The 20,789-nt window shown below is 66.2% G+C and carries 14 protein-coding genes and 1 rRNA gene; 12 read left to right on the forward strand and 3 right to left on the reverse strand.

Annotated features, from left to right (window positions below):
- Nucleotides 1-24: 24 nt before the first annotated feature.
- On the reverse strand, nt 25-594 hold the full coding sequence (locus ACFVVK_RS10400) for a hypothetical protein (protein WP_390266356.1): 570 nt from the start codon (nt 592-594) through the stop codon (nt 25-27).
- Between the two features lie 326 nt (nt 595-920).
- Between ACFVVK_RS10400 and ACFVVK_RS10405 the strand changes: the two genes are divergently transcribed.
- From ACFVVK_RS10405 to rlmB, 6 genes are all read left to right on the forward strand, one after another.
- Complete coding sequence (locus ACFVVK_RS10405; RefSeq protein ID WP_026266570.1) at nt 921-1,403, forward strand: CarD family transcriptional regulator; 483 nt, start codon at nt 921-923, stop codon at nt 1,401-1,403.
- A gap of 152 nt (nt 1,404-1,555) precedes the next feature.
- Entirely contained in the window at nt 1,556-2,383 is an 828-nt protein-coding gene (locus ACFVVK_RS10410) for a 2-C-methyl-D-erythritol 4-phosphate cytidylyltransferase (protein ID WP_390266336.1), read from the forward strand.
- Between the two features lie 2 nt (nt 2,384-2,385).
- A complete protein-coding gene (ispF, locus tag ACFVVK_RS10415; protein WP_390266337.1) occupies nt 2,386-2,886 on the forward strand; it encodes a 2-C-methyl-D-erythritol 2,4-cyclodiphosphate synthase in 501 nt (166 codons plus the stop codon).
- Nucleotides 2,887-2,963: 77 nt separating this feature from the next.
- Nucleotides 2,964-3,314 carry a hypothetical protein gene (locus tag ACFVVK_RS10420; RefSeq protein WP_390266338.1) on the forward strand — a complete coding sequence of 117 codons (351 nt, stop codon included), beginning with the start codon at nt 2,964-2,966 and terminating at the stop codon, nt 3,312-3,314.
- Between the two features lie 63 nt (nt 3,315-3,377).
- Nucleotides 3,378-4,841, forward strand: coding sequence for a cysteine--tRNA ligase (gene cysS / locus ACFVVK_RS10425; RefSeq protein ID WP_390266339.1), 1,464 nt, complete (start codon nt 3,378-3,380; stop codon nt 4,839-4,841).
- A gap of 122 nt (nt 4,842-4,963) precedes the next feature.
- A complete protein-coding gene (gene rlmB / locus ACFVVK_RS10430) occupies nt 4,964-5,965 on the forward strand; it encodes a 23S rRNA (guanosine(2251)-2'-O)-methyltransferase RlmB (protein ID WP_390266340.1) in 1,002 nt (333 codons plus the stop codon).
- Nucleotides 5,966-6,317: 352 nt separating this feature from the next.
- Here the strand turns inward: rlmB and ACFVVK_RS10435 are convergent, their stop codons facing one another.
- Nucleotides 6,318-7,121, reverse strand: a complete 804-nt coding sequence (locus ACFVVK_RS10435) for a carbon-nitrogen hydrolase family protein (RefSeq protein WP_390266341.1) — start codon at nt 7,119-7,121, stop codon at nt 6,318-6,320.
- 114 nt (nt 7,122-7,235) lie between these two features.
- Between ACFVVK_RS10435 and glgX the strand changes: the two genes are divergently transcribed.
- Nucleotides 7,236-9,407 (forward strand): glycogen debranching protein GlgX, encoded by a 2,172-nt coding sequence (glgX, locus tag ACFVVK_RS10440; protein ID WP_390266342.1) that lies wholly within the window; start codon nt 7,236-7,238, stop codon nt 9,405-9,407.
- 8 nt (nt 9,408-9,415) lie between these two features.
- The gene (locus ACFVVK_RS10445) at nt 9,416-9,772 is read left to right on the forward strand and encodes a barstar family protein (protein WP_390266343.1); all 357 of its coding nucleotides are present in this window, start codon (nt 9,416-9,418) and stop codon (nt 9,770-9,772) included.
- Nucleotides 9,773-9,781: 9 nt separating this feature from the next.
- Here the strand turns inward: ACFVVK_RS10445 and glgP are convergent, their stop codons facing one another.
- Nucleotides 9,782-12,400 (reverse strand): alpha-glucan family phosphorylase, encoded by a 2,619-nt coding sequence (gene glgP, locus ACFVVK_RS10450; protein ID WP_390266344.1) that lies wholly within the window; start codon nt 12,398-12,400, stop codon nt 9,782-9,784.
- A 151-nt stretch (nt 12,401-12,551) separates the two neighbouring features.
- Between glgP and ACFVVK_RS10455 the strand changes: the two genes are divergently transcribed.
- From ACFVVK_RS10455 to ACFVVK_RS10470, 4 genes are all read left to right on the forward strand, one after another.
- On the forward strand, nt 12,552-14,624 hold the full coding sequence (locus ACFVVK_RS10455; RefSeq protein WP_390266345.1) for an alpha-1,4-glucan--maltose-1-phosphate maltosyltransferase: 2,073 nt from the start codon (nt 12,552-12,554) through the stop codon (nt 14,622-14,624).
- Nucleotides 14,625-14,629: 5 nt separating this feature from the next.
- A complete protein-coding gene (gene treS / locus ACFVVK_RS10460) occupies nt 14,630-16,426 on the forward strand; it encodes a maltose alpha-D-glucosyltransferase (RefSeq protein WP_390266346.1) in 1,797 nt (598 codons plus the stop codon).
- Nucleotide 16,427: 1 nt separating this feature from the next.
- Nucleotides 16,428-20,150 (forward strand): 1,4-alpha-glucan branching enzyme, encoded by a 3,723-nt coding sequence (locus tag ACFVVK_RS10465; protein ID WP_390266347.1) that lies wholly within the window; start codon nt 16,428-16,430, stop codon nt 20,148-20,150.
- 457 nt (nt 20,151-20,607) lie between these two features.
- Nucleotides 20,608-20,789, forward strand: a 16S ribosomal RNA gene (locus tag ACFVVK_RS10470); the annotation flags it as partial.

A 20,789-nucleotide genomic window follows, 5' to 3' on the forward strand; every position in this document is an offset into this window, starting at 1 on the left:
TTGCAATGCGTCCAGCTGTGCGGGCTAGTGGCCCGCGGTGCTGCTCGGCGTCGGCGTGGCCGACTCGGTGGAGGTTGCCGTCTCCGTCGACGTGGCAGTGCTGCTGGAGGTGGGCTCCGGCGTCGGCAGGTACGACTTGTAGTCGACGATCGTGCCGTCCAGAACCGGAACCGAGAACTTGGCGTCCTTGCTGCTGGCATCATCGGAGATGGTGACTTCGGCGAGGCCGCCGGGCTTGGCGCCGGCGGGGACCAGGATCTTCGCCTCGGTGGTGTCGTTGAGCATCGTGTACGAGTGCTGCTTGACCGGTACCTCGGCTTGTGACCCCTGTGCGCCCTTGATGGTCAGCACCGCGTCCTGGGCGGACGTGTTGTACACGGCACCGATCACGCGGCCCGGCTTGTCCTCGCCGTCGGAGATGATGATGAAGTTGCGCAACTGCAGCGGGCCCAGGTCGGTGCGCGTTCCATCCGATGCCGAGTACTGCTCCGCCGTCTGCTGTGGATTGATGTAGCCGCAGCCCGTCACGGACAGCAGGCCGATGCCAAGTGCAGCCGTTGCCATTGCCAGCTTGCCGCGCTGGCCCCGGTTCATCGCAGTGAAACGCACGTCACGCACTCCTTGAGAGTCTTGAAACATTATTCAGCCTTAGCCTAGCCGCAAACGGCCTCAAACAAGGATTCGGCCCCTACACATAAGCGTGCGCACGAGTGCGTCCCGGGCAGCATGACCGGCTGGCACTCGGGTCCGAAACCTCTTGGCAGTTAGGGCCGAAGGCACTATTATCCGCTTTCGTCAAGGGGTTTGAGGGGGTGGATTAGGGTCATTTTCCGCGGATTCATGCGGTTCCGGACCCCTTCGGAGGCCAGTTGTATGCCTTAATCGTGATAAACTGGTCTGCGGGAAAGGGGAATGTCCACATGGTTTTTGAGGTCGGCGAGACAGTTGTTTACCCTCACCACGGCGCAGCGAAAATTGAAGAAATCAAGATGCGCACCGTCAAGGGCGAAGAGAAGATGTATCTCAAGCTCAAGGTGGCTCAGGGTGATCTGACCATTGAAGTTCCAGCAGAAAACGTTGACCTGGTTGGGGTTCGGGACGTAGTGGGCAAGGAAGGCTTGGAGCACGTGTTCGACGTGCTGCGGGCCGAGTTCACTGAAGAACCCACCAACTGGTCGCGTCGTTACAAGGCAAACCTGGAAAAGCTTGCTTCCGGCGACGTCATCAAGGTAGCAGAGGTCGTACGTGACCTCTGGCGCCGTGATCACGACCGGGGTCTCTCCGCAGGAGAAAAGCGCATGCTGGCCAAGGCCCGCCAGATCCTGATTTCGGAACTGGCACTGGCTGAAAAGACGGATGAAGAGAAGGCCGCAAGCGTTCTCGACGAGGTCTTGGCTTCCTAGGGCGGGACCGCTAACAGCAGGACCGCTATACAGGGCTGGCCCCGCCAGGAGCCGGCCCGGATAAGAATCGAACCCCGGTGGCACCTTGCCGCCGGGGTTTCTTCTTGCCCGCTGCGGGCTGGACCCGGGCGCGGGGACGTAGGCTTGGGCGCATGGACACTGCACCGACGAACACGTCATCGGCCGGCCGAGCCACCGCGGTCATTGTTGTCGCTGCCGGCTCCGGGCAGCGCCTGGGCTACGGCATGCCGAAGGCTAGGGTGCCCCTTGGCGGGGACAGCATCCTCACCCACGCCCTGCGGGGTGTGGCGGCCGCCGGCGTCGCAGGGCAGATCTGCATAGCCATCCCCCCGGGAGATCCGGAGCTGCGGGCTCTGTGCGAGGCATTCGGGCAGGAGCTGGCTGCCGGCCGCGGCGCCGCGCCCGGCCACGACGTCCCGGTTCCCGTGGTGACGGTCGTCGACGGCGGTGCGAGCCGCGCCGATTCTGTCCGTGCCGCGATGTCCGCGTTGCTGCCCGGCGTTGAATCCGTTCTGGTCCACGATGCCGCCCGCGCCCTGGCGCCGGAGGCCGTCTTTCACCGCGTCGCCGCGGCGCTCGGCGCCGGCGCCTCGGCCGTCATTCCGGTGATACCGGTGGTGGACACCGTCAAGACTGTCGAACCAACCACCGGCGACGGCGCCGGTGTGGCCCCTGAGTTGGTCACCGGCACGGCACCCAGGGAATCGCTCCGGGCCGTCCAGACGCCGCAGGGATTCGACCTCGGTATCCTCAGAAGCGCCCACGAGGCTGCGGCCGGGTTCGACGCCGCTCGGGCGGCCCTGGTGACGGACGATGCAATGCTCGTCGAACTCCTGGGCATTCCAGTCCACGCCGTGCGCGGTGCGAGCCAGTCCCTTAAGATCACCACACCCCTGGACCTGATCCTGGCCGAGGGGCTCCTTGAGGGACCCCTCGGCGCACGCTGGGTGGAGGGATGAGCATGACCACCAATCCGCCGCTTATCCCCAGGACCGGGATCGGGGTCGACGTGCACGCCTTTGCCGCCGTGGACGAGCCGCAGCCCTTGTGGCTCGGCGGTCTGTTCTGGGAAGGCGAGCGGGGCCTGTCCGGCCATTCCGACGGCGACCCCGTGGCGCACGCCGCCGCCGACGCGCTCTTCTCTGCCTGCGGCATCGGGGATCTCGGCACACACTTCGGCACGGACCGGCCCGAATACGTCGGGGCGTCCGGCGTGACCCTGCTGGCCGAGGCCGCCCGCATTGTCCGGGCCCACGGGTTCGAAATCGGCAACATCGCCGTGCAGTTCGTGGCGAACCGGCCCAAATTCGGCCCGCGGCGGGAGGAATCCCAGCGGGTCCTCAGCGCCGCCGCCGCAGCCCCGGTGAGCGTCACGGCCACGACAAGCGACGGACTCGGATTCACCGGCCGCGGCGAGGGGATCTCGGCTGTGGCGACGGCCCTCGTCTATCCGGTCGGCTAAGCAAGTCCGGCGTTCGTCACCTAGGCTTGAGGGGAAGGCACAGTGCTTTCCCGTTCCGAACCGCCAGGAGATCTGTCGTGAAGAAGCTGCTATCCGCCGTCGTCCTCATGGCAGGTGCGCTGCTGGCCGGCTGCGCCGGAACCCCGGCGGCGCCCGCCACGACGCCGAAGTTGAGCGTCGAGGAAAGCTGCAAGTTCCTCAACGCCGACACCTTCACACCCTCTGGGACCCCGAAAGAGCAGGCCGCGCAGATCGGCCAGCACTACCAGGAAGTTGCGGACAAGGTGGCGCCAGAGGTGGGTGGCCCCATCCAGCAGATGGCCGAGGTCATGAAGCAGGTGGCAGCCAGCCCCACAGGAACCAAGACTGACGCGCAGACCGCCCAGCTCACCGAGCAGATCAACAAGATCGGCCAGTACTGCAAGTAGGCCGCCAGGCCGGCCGCTAGCCCGCCGGTGAGGCCGCGGACCGCCATCGGCTAATCTGGAGCGGTGACCCTGCGCTTTTACGACACTGCATCCGCCGAAGTCCGCGACTTCGTCCCCCTGGTACCGGGCCAAGTAAGCCTGTACTACTGCGGGGCCACCGTGCAGGGCATGCCGCACGTCGGCCACATCCGCTCGGCCATCGCGTTCGACCAGCTGACCCGCTGGCTCCAATACCGGGGTTTCCGCGTGACGGTGGTCCGCAACGTCACGGACATCGATGACAAAATCCTCGCCAAGTCCGCCGCCTCCTTCGGTCCGGACTTCGAGGACGAGCCCGGAGCCCTCCGCAACGAGGAATGGTGGGCCCTGGCGTACCGCTACGAGCAGGAATTCCTCAAGGCCTACGACACCCTGGGCGTCTCCCGCCCCACTTATGAGCCCCGCGCCACCGGCCACATCCCGGAAATGCACGCCCTCATCCAGCAGCTGATCGACCGCGGCCACGCCTACCCGGCCCTCGACGACTCCGGCGACGTCTACTTCGACGTGCGTTCCTGGTCCAAGTACGGCACGCTGACGCGCCAAAAACTCGACGACATGCAGGGTGCCCCGGACGCCGACCCGCGCGGCAAGAAGGACCCCCGAGACTTCGCGCTGTGGAAGGGCTACAAGGAGGGGGAGCCGACGACGGCGAGCTGGACCTCCCCGTGGGGCCCCGGCCGCCCGGGCTGGCATCTCGAATGCTCCGCGATGGTCACCAAGTACCTCGGCACCGAGTTCGACATCCACGGCGGCGGTCTGGACCTGCGCTTCCCGCACCACGAGAACGAGATGGCGCAGTCCCAGGCGGCGGGCCACGGCTTCGCCAACTTCTGGATGCACAACGGCATGGTCACCTACGCCGGCGAGAAGATGTCCAAGTCCATCGGCAACACGGTCAGCCCGGCGGAAATGCTCGAACTCGCCCCGCCGCGGGTTGTCCGGTACTACCTCGGGCAGGCGCAGTACCGCTCGGTCCTGGACTACCAGCCGACGTCCCTGCAGGAGGCCGCCGCCGCCGTCGAACGCATCGACGGGTTCCTCAGCCGGGCCGCCCGGGTCCTTCCCGGTGCACCGGCGGCGGGTTCCCCCACGGATGCGCCCGCTCCCTGCGTCCCGGATGCCTTCGCCGCCGCGATGGACGATGACCTCAACGTCCCGCAGGCCCTGGCCGCGCTGCACGACGCCGTCCGGGCGGGGAACACGGCCCTCACGGCGGGCGACCTCGACGCCGCCGGAAATGCAGTCGCAGCTGTCACGGCCATGGTGGAGGTCCTGGGCCTGAACGCCACGGCGCAGCCAGCAGCGGACGAAGAAGCCACCACGGCCCTTGGCGTCCTCATCGAGGCGCAATTGGAGGCCCGGGCCCTGGCCCGCGCCTCCAAGGACTGGGCGGCGTCCGATGCGATCCGGGACACCCTGACCGCCGCCGGCGTCGTCGTCGAGGATGGTCCGGACGGGGCCAGCTGGAGCCTGAAGCGCGGCTGAACCTCGTTGCCGGCGGCCGATGAAGCGGGCCGCCGCCGTCCCCTGCGGTCGAGGATTTAACTCGAGTCAGTAGACTGGAGTTCAGGATTATCAACGAATCGCGTATTTAAAGGGTGAAACTCATGGCCAACAACGGTCGCCGCTCGGTCAAAATGAAGAAGGGCCCCACCGTCGGAACCGGCGGTCACGGCCGCAAGGCACTCGAGGGCAAGGGCCCCACGCCGAAGGCGGAGGACCGCCCCTACCACAAGGCGTTCAAGAACAAGCAGCTCGCAGCACGCTCCGAGGCCAAGCGCGCCAGCGGAAGCCGCACCACGAGTGCCGCCGCACGCACGGGCCGGTCGGGCCCGAAGGGCCGTGCCACGGAAGAGGTCGTCACCGGCCGCAACTCCGTGGTCGAAGCCCTCCGCGCCGGTGTCCCGGCCAAGGCCCTGCACGTCGCCGTCCGCATCGAAATGGACGACCGCGTCAAGGAATCCCTGAAGCTCGCCGCCGAACGCGGCATCCCGCTGATGGAAACCGGCAAGCCCGAGCTCGACCGCATGACCGATGACGCCATCCACCAGGGGCTCGTGCTGCAGATCCCGCCGTACGAATATCAGGACGCGTACGAGCTCGCCGAAGCGACCATCGAGGCCTGGAAGAAGGGCCACGTCGCCAACGCACCGCTCTTCGTTGCACTGGACGGCATCACCGACCCCCGCAACCTCGGCGCGATCATCCGGTCCGTTTCGGCCTTCAGCGGCCACGGCGTGGTTGTCCCGGAGCGCCGCTCCGTGGGCGTCACCGCCTCGGCCTGGAAGACCAGCGCCGGCGCGGCCGTCCGCGTTCCCGTCGCACGCGCGGCCAACCTGAACAACACGCTCAAGGCGTTCAAGGACATGGGCATCTACGTCCTGGGGCTCGACGGCGACGGCGACGTCTCGCTGCCCGAGCTCGCCCTGGCCACGGAGCCGGTGTGCCTCGTCGTCGGTTCCGAGGGCAAGGGCCTGAGCCGCCTGGTCCGCGAAAACTGCGACCAGATCGTTTCCATCCCGATCGACTCCGCCATGGAATCGCTCAACGCCTCCATGGCAGTAGGCATCTCCCTCTACGAAATCTCCCGCCAGCGCTCCGCAAAGTAGTCCCCAATACGGTGACGGTATGGCTCGCGTCACCGGAGTCGTGGTCGGGTTCCGTCTCTGACGCTCCCTCACCTTTGGCGGATGGATAGCAAACCCTCCCGCACTTTTAGCGGATGGATGGCAAACGCTCTCTCACATCGTGTGGGGGAGCGTTTCTGTTTAGCCCGAGAACAGCGGCCGAATCTGCCTTAGCGTGCGAAAGGTGAGGGAGCGTTTGGCCTCAACCTGCCAAAGGTGAGGGAGCGTCTGACCCTTACCTGCAAAAGGTGAGGGAGCGTCCTTTTGTCTGCAGCAGCCCAACGGCGGGTAGGCCCCAATATCGAGCGGGCGCCGGTGCACGCGCAGGTGGCGCTTAGAACTTATGCCGGTTGGCCAGGACTGGGAGCTTGGTCCGGGCTTCCTTTACGGTCGTGGTGTCCAGATCGGCGAAGAGCAGGCCGGGGGCGCCGTCGAGTTCTTGCAGGACGTCGCCCATGGGGGAGACGACGACGGAGTGCCCGACGCCGGTCGGTGCCGCGCCGCGGGGCGCGGTGCCTTGGCTGGCGGGGTCGCCCTGGCCGCAGGCGAGGACCACGGTGGTGGAGTCCAGGGCGCGGGCGCGGGCCAGGAGCTTCCATTGGTCGGCCTTGCCGGGGCCCGAACCCCAGGAAGCGCAGACAATGTTCACGTCGGCGCCGCGGTCGGCGTTTTCCGTGAAGAGGTCCGGGAAGCGGATGTCGTAGCAGGTGGCGAGCCCGAACGTCACGCCCTCGAGTTCGAAGGTGACGGGGTCCGTGCCCGCGTCAACCGTGTCCGACTCCGCGAAGCCGAAAGCGTCGAAGAGGTGGATCTTGTCGTAGCTGGCCTCGATGCCGCGGCCGGAGACCAGCAGTGTGTTGCGCACCTTTGGGCCGTCCCCGGCGGTGCCCGGAGTGAACATTCCGGCGACGATCACGATGTCGAGTTCCGCAGCGAGGGCCCGCACGCGTGCCGCCCAGGGGCCCTCCAGCGGCTCGGCGATATCCAGCAGTGAATGACCGAAGGCACGCATGGTGGCTTCCGGAAACACCACGAGGTCCGCGCCGCCGGACTTTGCCTGCCGCGCGTAGGCGTCCACGAGGTCCAGATTTGCCGCCAGATCGCGGCCGGTGATGATTTGGGCTAACGCAATGCGCACAATTTCCTCCAACTCGGCGCTTCATTCCAGTTTGCGGTGTTGGTTCCGTACACTGCAAAACGTCATGTGTACAAAAACAGGGGTCATTTGTACAACCCCGCTAACCTTTAAGCAATGGTTATGCCTTTTATAGACACAGCTTCCACCGTAGACGCTTCACGCGCGTTTCCCCTGGGAATCAGCGTTCCACACACCGGATCGCCTGCAGTGGATGACCCACGGGGTGCGTTCGCCAACGTAGCCGTCTATGCGCCAGGCGTGACCACGCTTGAAATTGCCTACCAGCCGCCCGGGGGAGCCTGGCAGGTCAAGACGCTGCCCAACATTACCGACGGGGTCCACCACGGCATTGTGGAGGGCATTCCTGCCGGTTCGCGCTACGGCTTCCGGGCCTCTCCAGAGCACGAGGCCCTCCCGTTGTCCATGCCCGGCACGGATTTTGACGCCGTCGACGAGCAGCCGCTGCTCATGGACCCTTACGGCCGCGCCGTCGACGAACGTGTTGGGCTGATCACCAGCGTCCGCGTCGGCAACGACTTTGACTGGGGTCCGGACCGCAGCCCCCGTGTGCCGTGGCGCAACACGATCGTGTACGAGGCCCACGTCAGGGGCCAGACCCGGCTGCACCCGGATATTCCTGAGGACCTGCAGGGAACGTACGCCGGCATGGCCCACCCGGCCATGATCGAGTACCTCATCTCGCTGGGCATCACGGCCATCCAGCTCCTGCCAGTCCACTTCCACGTGGACGAGCCGCACCTGCAGCAGCTCGGGCTGACGAATTACTGGGGCTACAACACGGCGGCCTTTTTCGCCCCCCACCCCGGGTACGCCACCGACGCCGCCCGGGCCGCCGGGGCGCAAGCCGTCCTGGACGAGTTCAAGGGCATGGTCAAGCAGCTGCACGCGGCCGGGCTGGAAGTCATCCTCGACGTCGTCTACAACCACACGGCGGAGGGTGGCCCGGACGGTCCCGCCCTCAGCTTCCGCGGACTGGGCGAGATGCAGTATTACCGCAATGACGGCCACGGAAGGTATGTGGACACCACAGGCTGCGGGAACAGCCTGAATTTCGCCGAACCCCGCGTGGTGCAGCTGGTGCTGGATTCCCTGCGCTACTGGGTCAACGAATTCCATATTGACGGGTTCCGTTTCGATCTTGCCGTCACGCTGTGCCGCAACGGCGCCAACGACTTCGATCCCCGGCACCCCTTCCTCGTAGCAGTCGGCGCCGACCCCGTCCTGTCCGGCGTCAAGCTGATCTCCGAACCGTGGGATGTGGGCTACGGCGGCTGGCAGACGGGCCGGTTCCCGGCCGGGTGGGTGGACTGGAACGATCACTTCCGCGACGCCGTCCGCAGCTTCTGGCTTGCCGACCGGGCCGCGATCGACGCCGGCGGGATGGGCGGCCCGGTGGCCCGCCTCGCGGACGCCCTCTCGGGTTCCGCCGCGCTGTTTGAGCCCTCGGGCCGGTCGCGGCTTGCCTCGCTGAACTTCATCACTGCCCACGACGGCTTCACACTGGCCGATCTGACGGCCTACGACCGCAAACACAACGAGGCCAACGGCGAGCAGAACCGCGACGGCCACGGCGACAACCGCAGCTACAACCACGGTTTCGAGGGCCCCACCGAGGACGGCGACATCCTTGCCCGGCGTGCCCAAAGCCGGCAGAACCTGATGGCCTGCCTGATGATCTCCCAGGGCGTCCCCATGATTACGGCCGGGGACGAGATCGGCCGGACCCAGCAGGGCAACAACAACGCCTACTGCCAGGACAACCCGATCACCTGGATCGACTGGACCAGCACCCCCGAATCCCATGCCATGCTCCGCACCACCAAACGCGTCATCCGGCTGCGCAAGGAATTCCTGGCCGGCCAGCCGCATGACTACCCGGTGCGCGACAAGCAGTCGTACTTCCACTGGTTCGGTGCGGACGGCAACCCCATGACTGCCGAGGCGTGGAACGACCCCGGGCACCGCGTATTTCAACTACAGCTCGGGTCCGAGGACGGCCACGTGGACGGACTGGTGGTGGTCAACGGCGGCGCCGACGACGTCAAGGTCATCCTGCCGCAGTTCAACAACGGAGACGGCCCCGGGAACCGTATGTACGAGCTTCGCCTCACCACCTCCGAACTCCATGAACGCCGTCAGGGCGCCGTGGTTGGCTCCGGCGAACGGGACGTGGTGCAAGCCAACTCGATCAATATCTACCGCACCGGGGGATCCGTGGTCCCCTCGTTACCCGCAACCCCCGTCATCCGCGACCCACAAATTTAAGGGACCCCATGAAGATTTACTCGGCAGACACCTGGACCATCGAAGAACTCACGGCGCAGATCGACGACGCCGGCCGGCGCGCCTTGGTCATCCCCGCCGCCGGAACCAAGCAGGAGGTCCTGGACGCCTTTAATGAGCTCCTGGAGTTCCCCGAGGACTACGGCGTGGACCTGGACGCCCTGCACGATTCGCTCCACGACGTTGCGGATGCTGTGACGGACGACGGCGAGGCCCCCGTCACGTTCATCTGGCAGGTCCCGGCAGGCCTCCGTGGCGACCGCGCCTTCGGCGTCATCTGTGAGACCCTCCAGGACGCCGAGAGCTACGCCGGCACGGGCCTGGCCGTCGTCGCCGTCTGCCTGTAGGAGTCCGCGCTAGGCGTTGACGATCAGGCCGAGCTCCGCCTTGGATGCCAGCGCCTCATGCTTGGGGAGCACGCGCACGGTGTACCCGAAGGACCCGGAACGGTCGATCACCAGGGTGCCGCTGAAGAGGTGCCGGCCCTTGCCGAGGTCCTCGGCGGCCTTCAGCTCGGCCACCGTGATGTCCGCCAGCTCGTCGGTCTCCTCCGCCCGGCCGTAGGCCACCTCGACATAGACGTCCTCCGGCGAGAGCTCACGCAGGGCCACGTAGGCATTGACCTGAAGCAGGTCGCCGATCTGCGGGTCCTCGGAGACCCCGACGGAATCGACGTGTTCCACCTGGAGGTAAGGCCAGGCGGTGCGGACCCGTGCGGTCCATGCCGCCAGCGCCTTGGCCTGGGCGTAGTCGTCCGCGCCGGCGTGGCGTCCCGCGATGGCGGCAGGCCTGTACAGCACATTGACGTAGTCCTTGAGCATCCGCTCCGCGGAGACCGCCGGCCCAAGGTGGGACATCGTGTGCTTGATCATGGAAACCCAATGCGTGGGAACCGCCTGCGGGCCGGACTTCGAAGGCCCAGCGGCGCCGGCGCTGTCCGAAACGGTCAGCCCGTAGAACCGCGGCGCCACCTGGGTTTCGAGCAGTTCGTAGAGTGCCGCCGCCTCGATGTCGTCACGCTCCGCCGGCGAGGCGTCGTTGTTGGCCGTCGGAATCGCCCAGCCGTTCTCGCCGTCGTACATCTCGTCCCACCAGCCGTCCAGGACCGAGAGATTCAGCGAACCGTTCAGGGCCGCCTTCATTCCGGACGTACCGCAGGCCTCGAGCGGGCGCAGCGGGTTGTTCAGCCAGACATCGCAGCCGGGGAAAAGGGTCCGGGCCATCGCGATGTCGTAGTTGGGCAGGAACGCGATGCGGTGGCGCACGGCGGGATCGTCGGTGAACCGGACCAGGTCCTGGATCATTTTCTTTCCCGCGTCGTCGGCCGGGTGCGATTTGCCGGCGATCACCAACTGGATGGGGTGGGTCTTGTGCAACAGCAGGGCCTTGAGCCGTTCGGGGTCCCGCAGCATCAGCGTCAGGCGCTTGTACGTCGGCACGCGCCGGGCAAAACCGATGGTCAGGACGTCCGGGTCCAGCACGGAATCCGTCCATGCCAGCTCGGCGTCGGCCGCGCCGCGTTTCTTCCAGGCGGCCCGGAGCCGGCGCCGGACGTCCTCGACCAGCGACACCCGCATCTCGCGCCGCAGTGCCCAGAGGACTTCGTCGGTGACGTTGTAGGCCAGGTCCCACCGGCCCTGCGCCTCCGCCTCGGCGCCGAACTGGTCCCGGGCAAGGGCGGCGATGCGCGGGTCCACCCAGGTGGGCACGTGCACGCCGTTGGTCACTGAAGTGATGGGGACCTCAGAGTGGTCGAAGCCCGGCCAGAGGGCGGAGAACATGCCGCGGGACACGACACCATGCAGTTTGGCCACACCGTTGGCCCGCTGGGCAAGCCGCAGGCCCATGACGGCCATGTTGAACACGAAGGGGTTGCCGTCAGCGAAGTCCTCGCGGCCCAGGTCCAGAATCTTGGCCACCGGGACGTCCGGAGCCAGGCCGGCTTCGAAGAAGTGCTGGATCTGGGAGATCTCGAACCGGTCGATACCGGCCGGGACGGGCGTGTGCGTGGTGAAGACGGTGGACGCCCGCCCGGCGGCCAGCGCTTCGTCCCAGCTCAGGGGCTTCGGGCCGGACATCAGTTCCTGGATCCGCTCGACACCCAGGAACCCGGCGTGGCCCTCGTTCGTGTGGAATACCTCCGGCGCGGGGACGCCCGTGAGCCGCTGGAACTCACGCAGGGCCTTGACCCCGCCCATGCCCAGCAGGAGCTCCTGCTGCAATCGGTGGTCACCGCCGCCGCCGTAGAGCCGGTCGGTGATGCCGCGGGCGGCTTCATCGTTGCCCGGCACGTTGGAGTCCAGCAGCAGCAGCGGAACGCGTCCGACGTCGGCCCGCCACACATGCGCCAGAAGGCGCCGGTCGTTGGGGAGGGGAAGCGAGATCTGGATGGGCCTGCCGTTGCCGTCGGGGGAGGCCTCGCGCAGCAGCGTCAGAGGCAGCCCGTCCGGGTCGAGCACCGGGTACGTTTCCTGCTGCCAGGCGTCGCGGGAGAGCGACTGCTTGAAGTAGCCGGCCTGGTAGAGGAGACCGACGCCGATCAGCGGAACGCCAAGGTCCGACGCCGCCTTGAGGTGGTCGCCGGCGAGGATGCCAAGGCCGCCCGAGTACTGGGGCAGGACCTCGGTGATGCCGAACTCGGGCGAGAAGTAGGCGATACAGGACGGGGCGCCGTCGCCCAGGCTCTGGTACCAGCGCGGCTGCTCCAGATAGCGGTCGAGGTCGTCGGCAGCGGCATGAACACGCCGCACCACGTCCTGGTCCGCGGCCAGGCGCTGGAATTCTTCCCGGCTGACCAGGCCCAGGAACGTCACGGGATCGTGGCCGCTCTCCGCCCAGATCACCGGATTCAGGCCCTCAAAAAGGTCCCGGGTGGGCCTATGCCAGGACCACCGGAGATTGGTGGCGAGACGCGCCAGCGGCCGGATGGACTCCGGGAGAACGGTTCGGACGGTAAATCTGCGGATTGCCTTCACGAGCGAAACACTAACCGACATGTCGTTGCCCGGGAACCGCTTTAAGATTCTTTCGTGTAAATGACGGATACGGGGAGGACCAGAACCGAAATCCTCTGGAAATCATGAGGGGTCTTAGCATTCTGGCCGTTTTGTAGATAACGTCGAGCCTGTGACGAATAACTCGCGAACCAGTGCCGTGTCCAAGCAAAAGCCCAAGGCCCTGATCACGGATGGCCTTCGGTTTGGCCGTTTTCCGATCACCGGCGTGCAGCCAGCGGTCGAGGGCGGAAAGTTTCCCGCCAAGGCGGTTGCACGCGAAACGATCCTAGTGGGGGCCACCGCGTTCCGGGAGGGGCATGACCAGCTCGGCGTCAGCGCCGTCCTGCTCGATCCCCGCGGCAAAGAGCGGCAGCGCGTGCGCCTCGCCCCGCCGCGCGGGCCGCGCGGCATGGGCACAGACCGCTGGGAGGGCCTCCTGACCCTGCCGGCCGTCGGCAACTGGTCCTTCGTCATCGAGGCCTGGCACGACCGCTACGGCACCTGGCACCACAACGCCGAGGTCAAGGTGGAGGCCGGGATTGACACCGAGCTCATGCTGGCCGAAGGCGCGGCCCTGCTCTCGGAAGCGTCCGAGGACGCCTCCCGCCCGTCCGCTGACCGCAGGACGCTCCGCATGGCAGTGGTCGGCCTCTCCGACACCTCCCTGACACCCGAAGAGCGCCTGGCCGCCGGGTTCAGCGCCGAGGTGGCGGCCGTCGTCGAACGCCAGCCCATCCGCGAACTCGAGACAGTCTCGGAGCCGTACCCCTTGTTGGTGGAGCGTCCGCTCGCGGGCCGCGGCTCCTGGTACGAGTTCTTTCCCCGCTCCGAAGGTGCCGTGCGCAACTCCGAAACCGGGGAGTGGACCTCCGGCAACTTCGGCACCGCCGCCAAGCGCCTGGACGCCGTCGCCGCCATGGGCTTTGACATCATTTACATGCCGCCGATCCACCCGATCGGTGTCCAGCACCGCAAGGGACCGAACAACACACTGATTGCCGGCCCGCACGATCCCGGTTCGCCGTGGGCCATCGGGTCCAAAGATGGCGGCCACGACGCCATCCACCCGGACCTAGGCACGTTCGAAGACTTCGACGATTTCGTGGCGCGGGCCGGGGAGCTGGGGCTCGAAGTGGCCCTGGACCTGGCGCTGCAGGCCGCACCGGACCACCCCTGGGTGGAAAGCCACCCGGAATGGTTCACCACCCGGGTGGACGGCAGCATCGCCTATGCCGAGAATCCGCCGAAGAAATACCAGGACATTTACCCGCTGAATTTCGACAACGACCCCGCCGGGCTGTCCAAGGAAATTCTGCGAATCGTGCTGCTGTGGGTCAGCCACGGCGTCAAAGTCTTCCGGGTGGACAATCCGCACACCAAACCCTTGTGGTTCTGGGAATGGCTGATCGCCAAGGTCAACAAGAAACACCCCGAAGTCGTCTTCCTTGCCGAGGCGTTCACACGCCCGGCCATGATGCACGCCCTCGGCCGGGCCGGCTTCCAGCAGTCCTACACGTACTTCACGTGGCGGAACACCAAGGAGGAACTCGAAGAGTACTTCCAGGAGGTCAGCCACGAATCGCCGGCCTACTTCCGGCCGAACTTCTTCGTCAACACCCCGGACATCCTCACGGAGTATCTGCAGTTTGGCGGCCCGGCAGCGTTCAAGATCCGTGCCGCGCTTGCCGCCACGGCCAGTCCGCTCTGGGGCGTTTACGCCGGCTTTGAACTCTTTGAACATGTGGCCCGGCCGGGTGCCGAGGAGTACATCGACAACGAGAAGTTTGAGTACAAGGCCCGGGACTGGGACGCGGCGGCCGAATCCGGGCGCACCCTGGCCCCGTACCTGACCAGGCTCAACGAGATCCGCCGCGCGCACCCGGCCCTGGGCGACCTGCAGAACCTGACGCTGCACCAGAGCACCGACAGCTCCACCGTGGTGTTCTCCAAGCACAAGACCCTTCCGGACGGGACCAAGGACACCTTGATCATCGTCGTCAACCTGGATCCGCACGGTGCGCGGGAGAGCACCGTGTCCCTGGACCTGGCGGCGCTTGAACTCGGCCCGGACGGCTTCACGCACAACGGCCGCTTCATGGTGGAGGACCTGCTGACTGGCGAGAGCTGGGAATGGGGGGAATACAACTACGTGCGTCTGGACCCGCATGTCGAGCCCGCCCACATCCTCAGCGTCCGGAGGTAATGCCAGTGAGTTTCAGTCCGCAGAGCTCCAGCCAGCACTTCAGTCCCAGGGCAAGTTTTGAGATCAACGCTCCTGGTCTCCAGCACGACCCCCTGTGGTACCGCAAAGCGGTGTTTTACGAGGTGCTGGTCCGGGGCTTTGCCGACGGGAACGGGGACGGCTCGGGCGACTTCCACGGCCTGATCGACAAACTGGACTATCTGCAGTGGCTGGGGGTGGACTGCCTCTGGCTCCCGCCGTTCTTCCAGTCACCGCTGCGCGACGGCGGCTACGACATCTCGGACTACAACTCCGTGCTGGATGAGTTCGGCACCATCAGTGACTTCAAACGACTCGTGGCGGAGGCCCACGCCCGCGGCGTCAGGGTCATCATCGACCTCCCGCTGAACCACACGTCGGACCAGCACCCGTGGTTCCAGGAATCCCGCAAAGATCCGGACGGGCCGTTCGGCGATTTCTACGTCTGGAGCGACACGGACGAGAAGTACGAAGATGCCCGCATCATCTTCGTGGACACCGAGGAATCCAACTGGACCTTCGACCCCATCCGCCGGCAGTTCTTCTGGCACCGGTTCTTCAGCCACCAGCCCGATCTCAATTTCGAGAACCCCAAAGTCATTGACGCGCTCTTCGACGTCGTCCGGTTCTGGCTGGACCAGGGCATCGACGGCTTCCGTGCCGACGCCATCCCGTACCTCTTCGAGGAGGAAGGCACCAACTGCGAGAACCTGCCGGCCACCCATGAGTTCCTGCGCAAGCTGCGCCGGATGGTGGATGAAAGCTACCCCGGCCGCGTGATCATCGCCGAGGCCAACCAGCCGCCGGCCGAAGTGGTGGAGTACTTTGGCACCGAAGAGGAACCGGAATGCCACATGGCCTTCCACTTCCCGATCATGCCGCGCCTGTACTACGCGCTCCGCGACCAAAAGGCGTTCCCCATCATTGAGACGATGAAGGACACCCCCGACATCCCCGAAGGCGCACAGTGGGGCACCTTCCTGCGCAACCACGACGAGCTGACGCTGGAAATGGTCACCGCCGACGAACGCGCCGCGATGCTCGGCTGGTACGCGCCGGACCCGCGCATGCGCGCCAACATCGGCATACGCCGCCGGCTCGCGCCGCTGCTGGACAACTCGCGCTCCGAAATCGAGCTGATCAACGCCCTGCTGCTGTCCCTTCCCGGCAGCCCGTTCCTGTACTACGGGGACGAGATCGGCATGGGGGACAACATCTGGCTCGAGGACCGCGACGCCGTCCGCACGCCGATGCAGTGGAACCCGGACCGCAACGCCGGGTTCTCCGCCGCCGATCCCGGCAAGCTTTACCTCCCGGTGATCCAGTCGCTGGTCTACAACTACAGCATGTCAAACGTTGAAGCCGAGGCCGCCCATTCCGGCTCACTTCTGCGCTGGACCCGCCAGATCCTGAGCGTCCGCAAGAACCACCCGGCGTTCGGGCTAGGCAGCTTCAAACACGTCGAGGCCGACCACGACGTCGTCCTGGCGTACCTGCGCGAACTGCCGGAAGGGAACGCGGCTGGCGAAGATCCGGAAACCATCCTGTGCGCGTTCAACCTCTCGCAGCACCCGGTGGCGACAACGTTGCGCGTACCGAACTTCTCGGGGCGCGGCCTCCGCGACGTCTTCGGGGGCCAGGCGTTCCCGGCCATCAGCGACGACGGCACGCTCACCCTGACGCTGGGCAGCCATGACTTCTTCTGGCTGCGGATCCGCTCCGCGGCGTCCAATCCAGCCTCGCCGTTCACGCAGGCAATGCCCATCCTGTCGATCGAAGGCTGATATGGACCGACCAATGCTTTCCCCAGCCCTTAGTGGACTGCTCGGCGCCTGGCTTCCGAGCCAGCGATGGTTCCCGGTCAAAAGCGCGGAGTTCACCTTCGAACCGGCCGGGGGTCTGCCCCTCGCAACCAGCGGCGAGGCAAGTGACCCCGCCGCGCCGACGTTCGAGGTGCTGCTCATCGCGGTGTCCTACCCCACGCCCGACGGCGGCAGCCGGACCGACATCGTCCAAGTGCCGCTCAGTTTCCACCCAGAGCCGCTGCCGGGCGCGGAGCGCGGGCTAATCGGGGAACTTCCCGGAACCCGTGCCGATGCTGCGCACCGATGGGTCTACGACGGGGTTCATGACGCCTCGTTCGTCGCCGCCTGGCTGGAGCTCATCCGCCAGGGCGGGAGTACACCGTCGGGAAACGCCACCGGCCACCGCGTGGAGTCCGGCTATCGGCTGCCGTTCGCCACGGGCACCGTGAAGGTGCTGTCCGGCGAGCAGTCGAACAGCTCTGTGATAGTCGACGACGACGACGGCGGAACCGGCGCCATCGTGAAGTTCTTCCGGGTGCTCTCGGAGGGCGAGAACCCTGAGGTCGAAATCGGTGCCGCACTGACCGCGGGGCGCACCGCCGAGGTCCCAGCAACCCTTGGCTGGGTGACCGGCGAGTGGTTGGCGCCCGCGGATCCGGCGGCCACACCCGGGGCGGGTGCGGCCGCGGCCGCACGCCCGGCTCGCGGCGAACTCGCCGTCGCGCACGAATTCCTCGCCGGAGGACTCGACGCCTGGCGGCTCGCCGTGGACGCGGCCAGCCGTGGGATCGGGTTCACCGCAGAAGCCCACGCTCTTGGCGCCGCGACGGCCGCCGTGCACCGGCGGCTGGCCGAGGCTTTGGGGACCGCCGCCGAGTCAGCGCCGGGGCAGGACATCGCCCCAGGAGTGGCGCAGCGGGTCCGGCAGTCCTGGGTTCAGGCGTCGGACGTGGTTGGCCCGTACGAGGAGCAACTGAACGAACTCCTCGGCCGGCTTGACGGCACCAGCGCCGGTCCGCTCCAGCGCATCCACGGCGACCTCCACCTCGGACAGATCCTGAGAGTCCCCGCGGGCTCCGGGACAGCGGCCCGCTGGGCCATCCTCGACTTCGAGGGTGAGCCGTTGCGCCCCATTTCCGAACGCAACTTCCCGGACGTCCCGCTCCGCGACGTCGTGGGCATGCTGCGTTCCTTCGACTACGCCGCCGGGGCCGCCGTGCGCGAGAACCCCGGTGCCGTCGTCCCGGCGACGTGGGCGGACGAGTGCGCCGAGGCCTTCCTGGCTGGCTACGCCGAGGTGATCCCCGGCAGCATCGACCGCGACTCGCCGCTTTTTGTGGCACTGTGGCTCGACAAAGCCCTCTACGAAGTCATCTACGAACTAAGGAACAGGCCGGACTGGCTCTCCATTCCGGTGAATGCATCACGTCGACTCCTTGGCAGTACAGGCTCCGGCGTCGCCGCCGAAGCCGCAGCGGAAGGTATAAAAATGACAGGATCAGCACGCATCGACCGGCCCGGCGCACCACTGCCCGTGGACGGTGACACCCTGGCCAGGGTCTCGACGGGCGAACACCACGCGCCCCACTCGGTCCTGGGCGCCCACCTGGATGACCACGGCCACGTCACGATCCGGACCGTCAAGCACCTGGCCGAATCGGTCAGTGTTGTGACGAGCGCGGGCACCGTGCCCATGACGCACGAAGCGGGCGGCGTGTGGGTGGCCGTGATGGAGCCGCTCGAGCGCGGCCACGTGCCGGATTACCGCCTCGAAGTAACCTACGAGGACCACGAACCGCAGATCATGGATGAGCCCTACCGCTATCTGCCGACCGTCGGCGAGGTGGATCTGCACCTGATCGGTGAGGGCCGGCACGAGCGACTTTGGGACGTCCTGGGCGCGCACGTCCAGCACTACAAGTCCTCACTTGGCGACATCGACGGCGTGTCCTTCGCCGTCTGGGCGCCGAACGCCCAGGCGGTGCGCGTCAAGGGTGACTTCAACGGCTGGGACGGCCGGGAGCACTCCATGCGCTCACTGGGTTCGAGCGGCGTGTGGGAGCTCTTTATCCCGGGCGTTGTAGCAGGGGCGTGCTACAAATTTGAGCTCCGAACCCGGCACGGTTACTGGGTGGAGAAGGCGGACCCGCTGGCCTTCGGAACCGAGATCCCGCCGCTGACGGCATCCCGGGTGGTGGAGCCCTCCTATGTCTTCAAGGACGCCGACTGGATGCAGAACCGCGCCAGCCGTGATCCCCACAACTCGCCGATGAGCGTGTACGAGGTCCACCTCGGCTCGTGGCGGGTGGGACTGGGCTACCGCGAGCTGGCTAAGGAACTGGTGGAGTACGTCAAATGGCTCGGCTTCACCCACGTCGAGTTCATGCCTGTGGCCGAGCACCCGTTCGGCGGCTCATGGGGTTACCAGGTCACGTCCTACTTCGCGCCGACCTCGCGCTTCGGGCACCCGGACGAGTTCCGGCACCTCGTCGACGAACTCCACCAGGCCGGCATCGGCGTCCTGCTGGACTGGGTCCCGGCGCACTTCCCCAAGGACGAGTGGGCCCTGGCGAGGTTCGACGGCGAGGCCCTCTACGAGCACGCCGACCCGAACCTTGGCGAGCACCCGGACTGGGGAACGCTGATCTTCGATTTCGGCCGCCGTGAAGTGCGCAACTTCCTTGTGGCCAACGCCCTGTACTGGCTCGACGAGTTCCACATCGACGGCCTTCGTGTCGACGCGGTGGCCTCCATGCTGTACCTCGACTACTCGCGAGAACACGGCCAGTGGCAGCCAAACCGCTTCGGCGGCCGTGAAAACCTGGAGGCAATCTCCTTCCTGCAGGAAGTGAACGCCACGGTCTACAAGACCCACCCGGGTGCAGTCATGATCGCCGAGGAATCCACCGCGTTCCCGGGCGTCACCGCGCCCACCAGCCAGGGCGGCCTGGGCTTCGGGCTCAAGTGGAACATGGGCTGGATGCATGACTCGCTCAAGTACATGGCCGAGGATCCGTACAACCGCCGGTGGCACCACGGCACCATCACGTTCTCGATGGTCTACGCCTTTTCCGAAAGCTTCCTTCTGCCGATCAGCCACGACGAGGTCGTGCACGGCAAGGGATCGATGCTGCGCAAGATGCCGGGGGACCGGTGGCAGCAGCTGGCCAACCTCCGTGCGTACCTGGGATACCAGTGGGCGCACCCGGGCAAGCAGCTGATCTTCATGGGCACGGAGTTCGGCCAGGAGGCGGAGTGGTCGGAGCAGCACGGCCTCGACTGGTGGCTCGCCGACATCCCGGCGCACCAGGGCGTGCAGCTTCTGGCAAAGGATCTCAACGAGATCTACCGTTCCACGCCCGCCCTCTATGAGCGCGATAACCAGCCCGAGGGTTTCCAGTGGATCAATGGCGGGGACAATGACCGCAACGTCCTCACCTTCATCCGCCGCGACGCCGCCGGCAACCCGGTGGTGTGCGCCATCAACTTCTCCGGGGGCCCGCACCAGGACTACCTCCTGGGAGTGCCGTCCGCCGGCAAGTGGCAGGAAGTAATCAACACCGACGCCGCGCGTTACGGCGGTTCCGGCGTGGAGAACGCCGGCCCGCTCACGGCAACCAAGGGCGGCCTGGACGGACAGCCAGCCAGCCTCACGGTGACGCTGCCCCCGCTCGGCGCGGCTTACTTCAAGCCGCTGGCCTAGGCCTACATCCAGGATGGCCTCCACGAAAGGCCCGGAATCCGCGTGATTCCGGGCTTTTCGGCGCCCGTCCTGATGCGGCTTTGCCACCTGGTCCCAGTGGTGGTACAGTTTATTCCCGCGCTGCTCCCCGGAGTTGAACGGCAAGGAAGACACGGAAGCCTCACGGTGGACTGAGTCTGGATAGCCGAGTTGACAAGGGTGAAGCGGCCGGGTAAGTTTGAAAAGTTGCTCCGGAGCGATCCGCGACCGATTGATGGTTGTGGTGGTGCCGGGTGTGTCTGTTGTTTGAGAACTCAATAGTGTGCCAAGTTTGTTGATACCAATTTATTATGGATTGGTTGTTTTGCCGGGCCCGTCACCCCGTGTCGGGTCTGGTTTTTCAGCTGGTTTCAAATTTTGTGCAGCCGGGTTGCCGCGTTTTCCCGTGGTTCCTGGTTGTGTCTGTTTTTGTTTTACTTCAACGGAGAGTTTGATCCTGGCTCAGGATGAACGCTGGCGGCGTGCTTAACACATGCAAGTCGAACGATGATCCCCAGCTTGCTGGGGGGATTAGTGGCGAACGGGTGAGTAACACGTGAGTAACCTGCCCTTAACTCTGGGATAAGCCTGGGAAACTGGGTCTAATACCGGATATGACTC

It is taken from the genome of Arthrobacter sp. NPDC058192 (assembly GCF_042883665.1).
Taxonomy (GTDB): domain Bacteria; phylum Actinomycetota; class Actinomycetes; order Actinomycetales; family Micrococcaceae; genus Arthrobacter.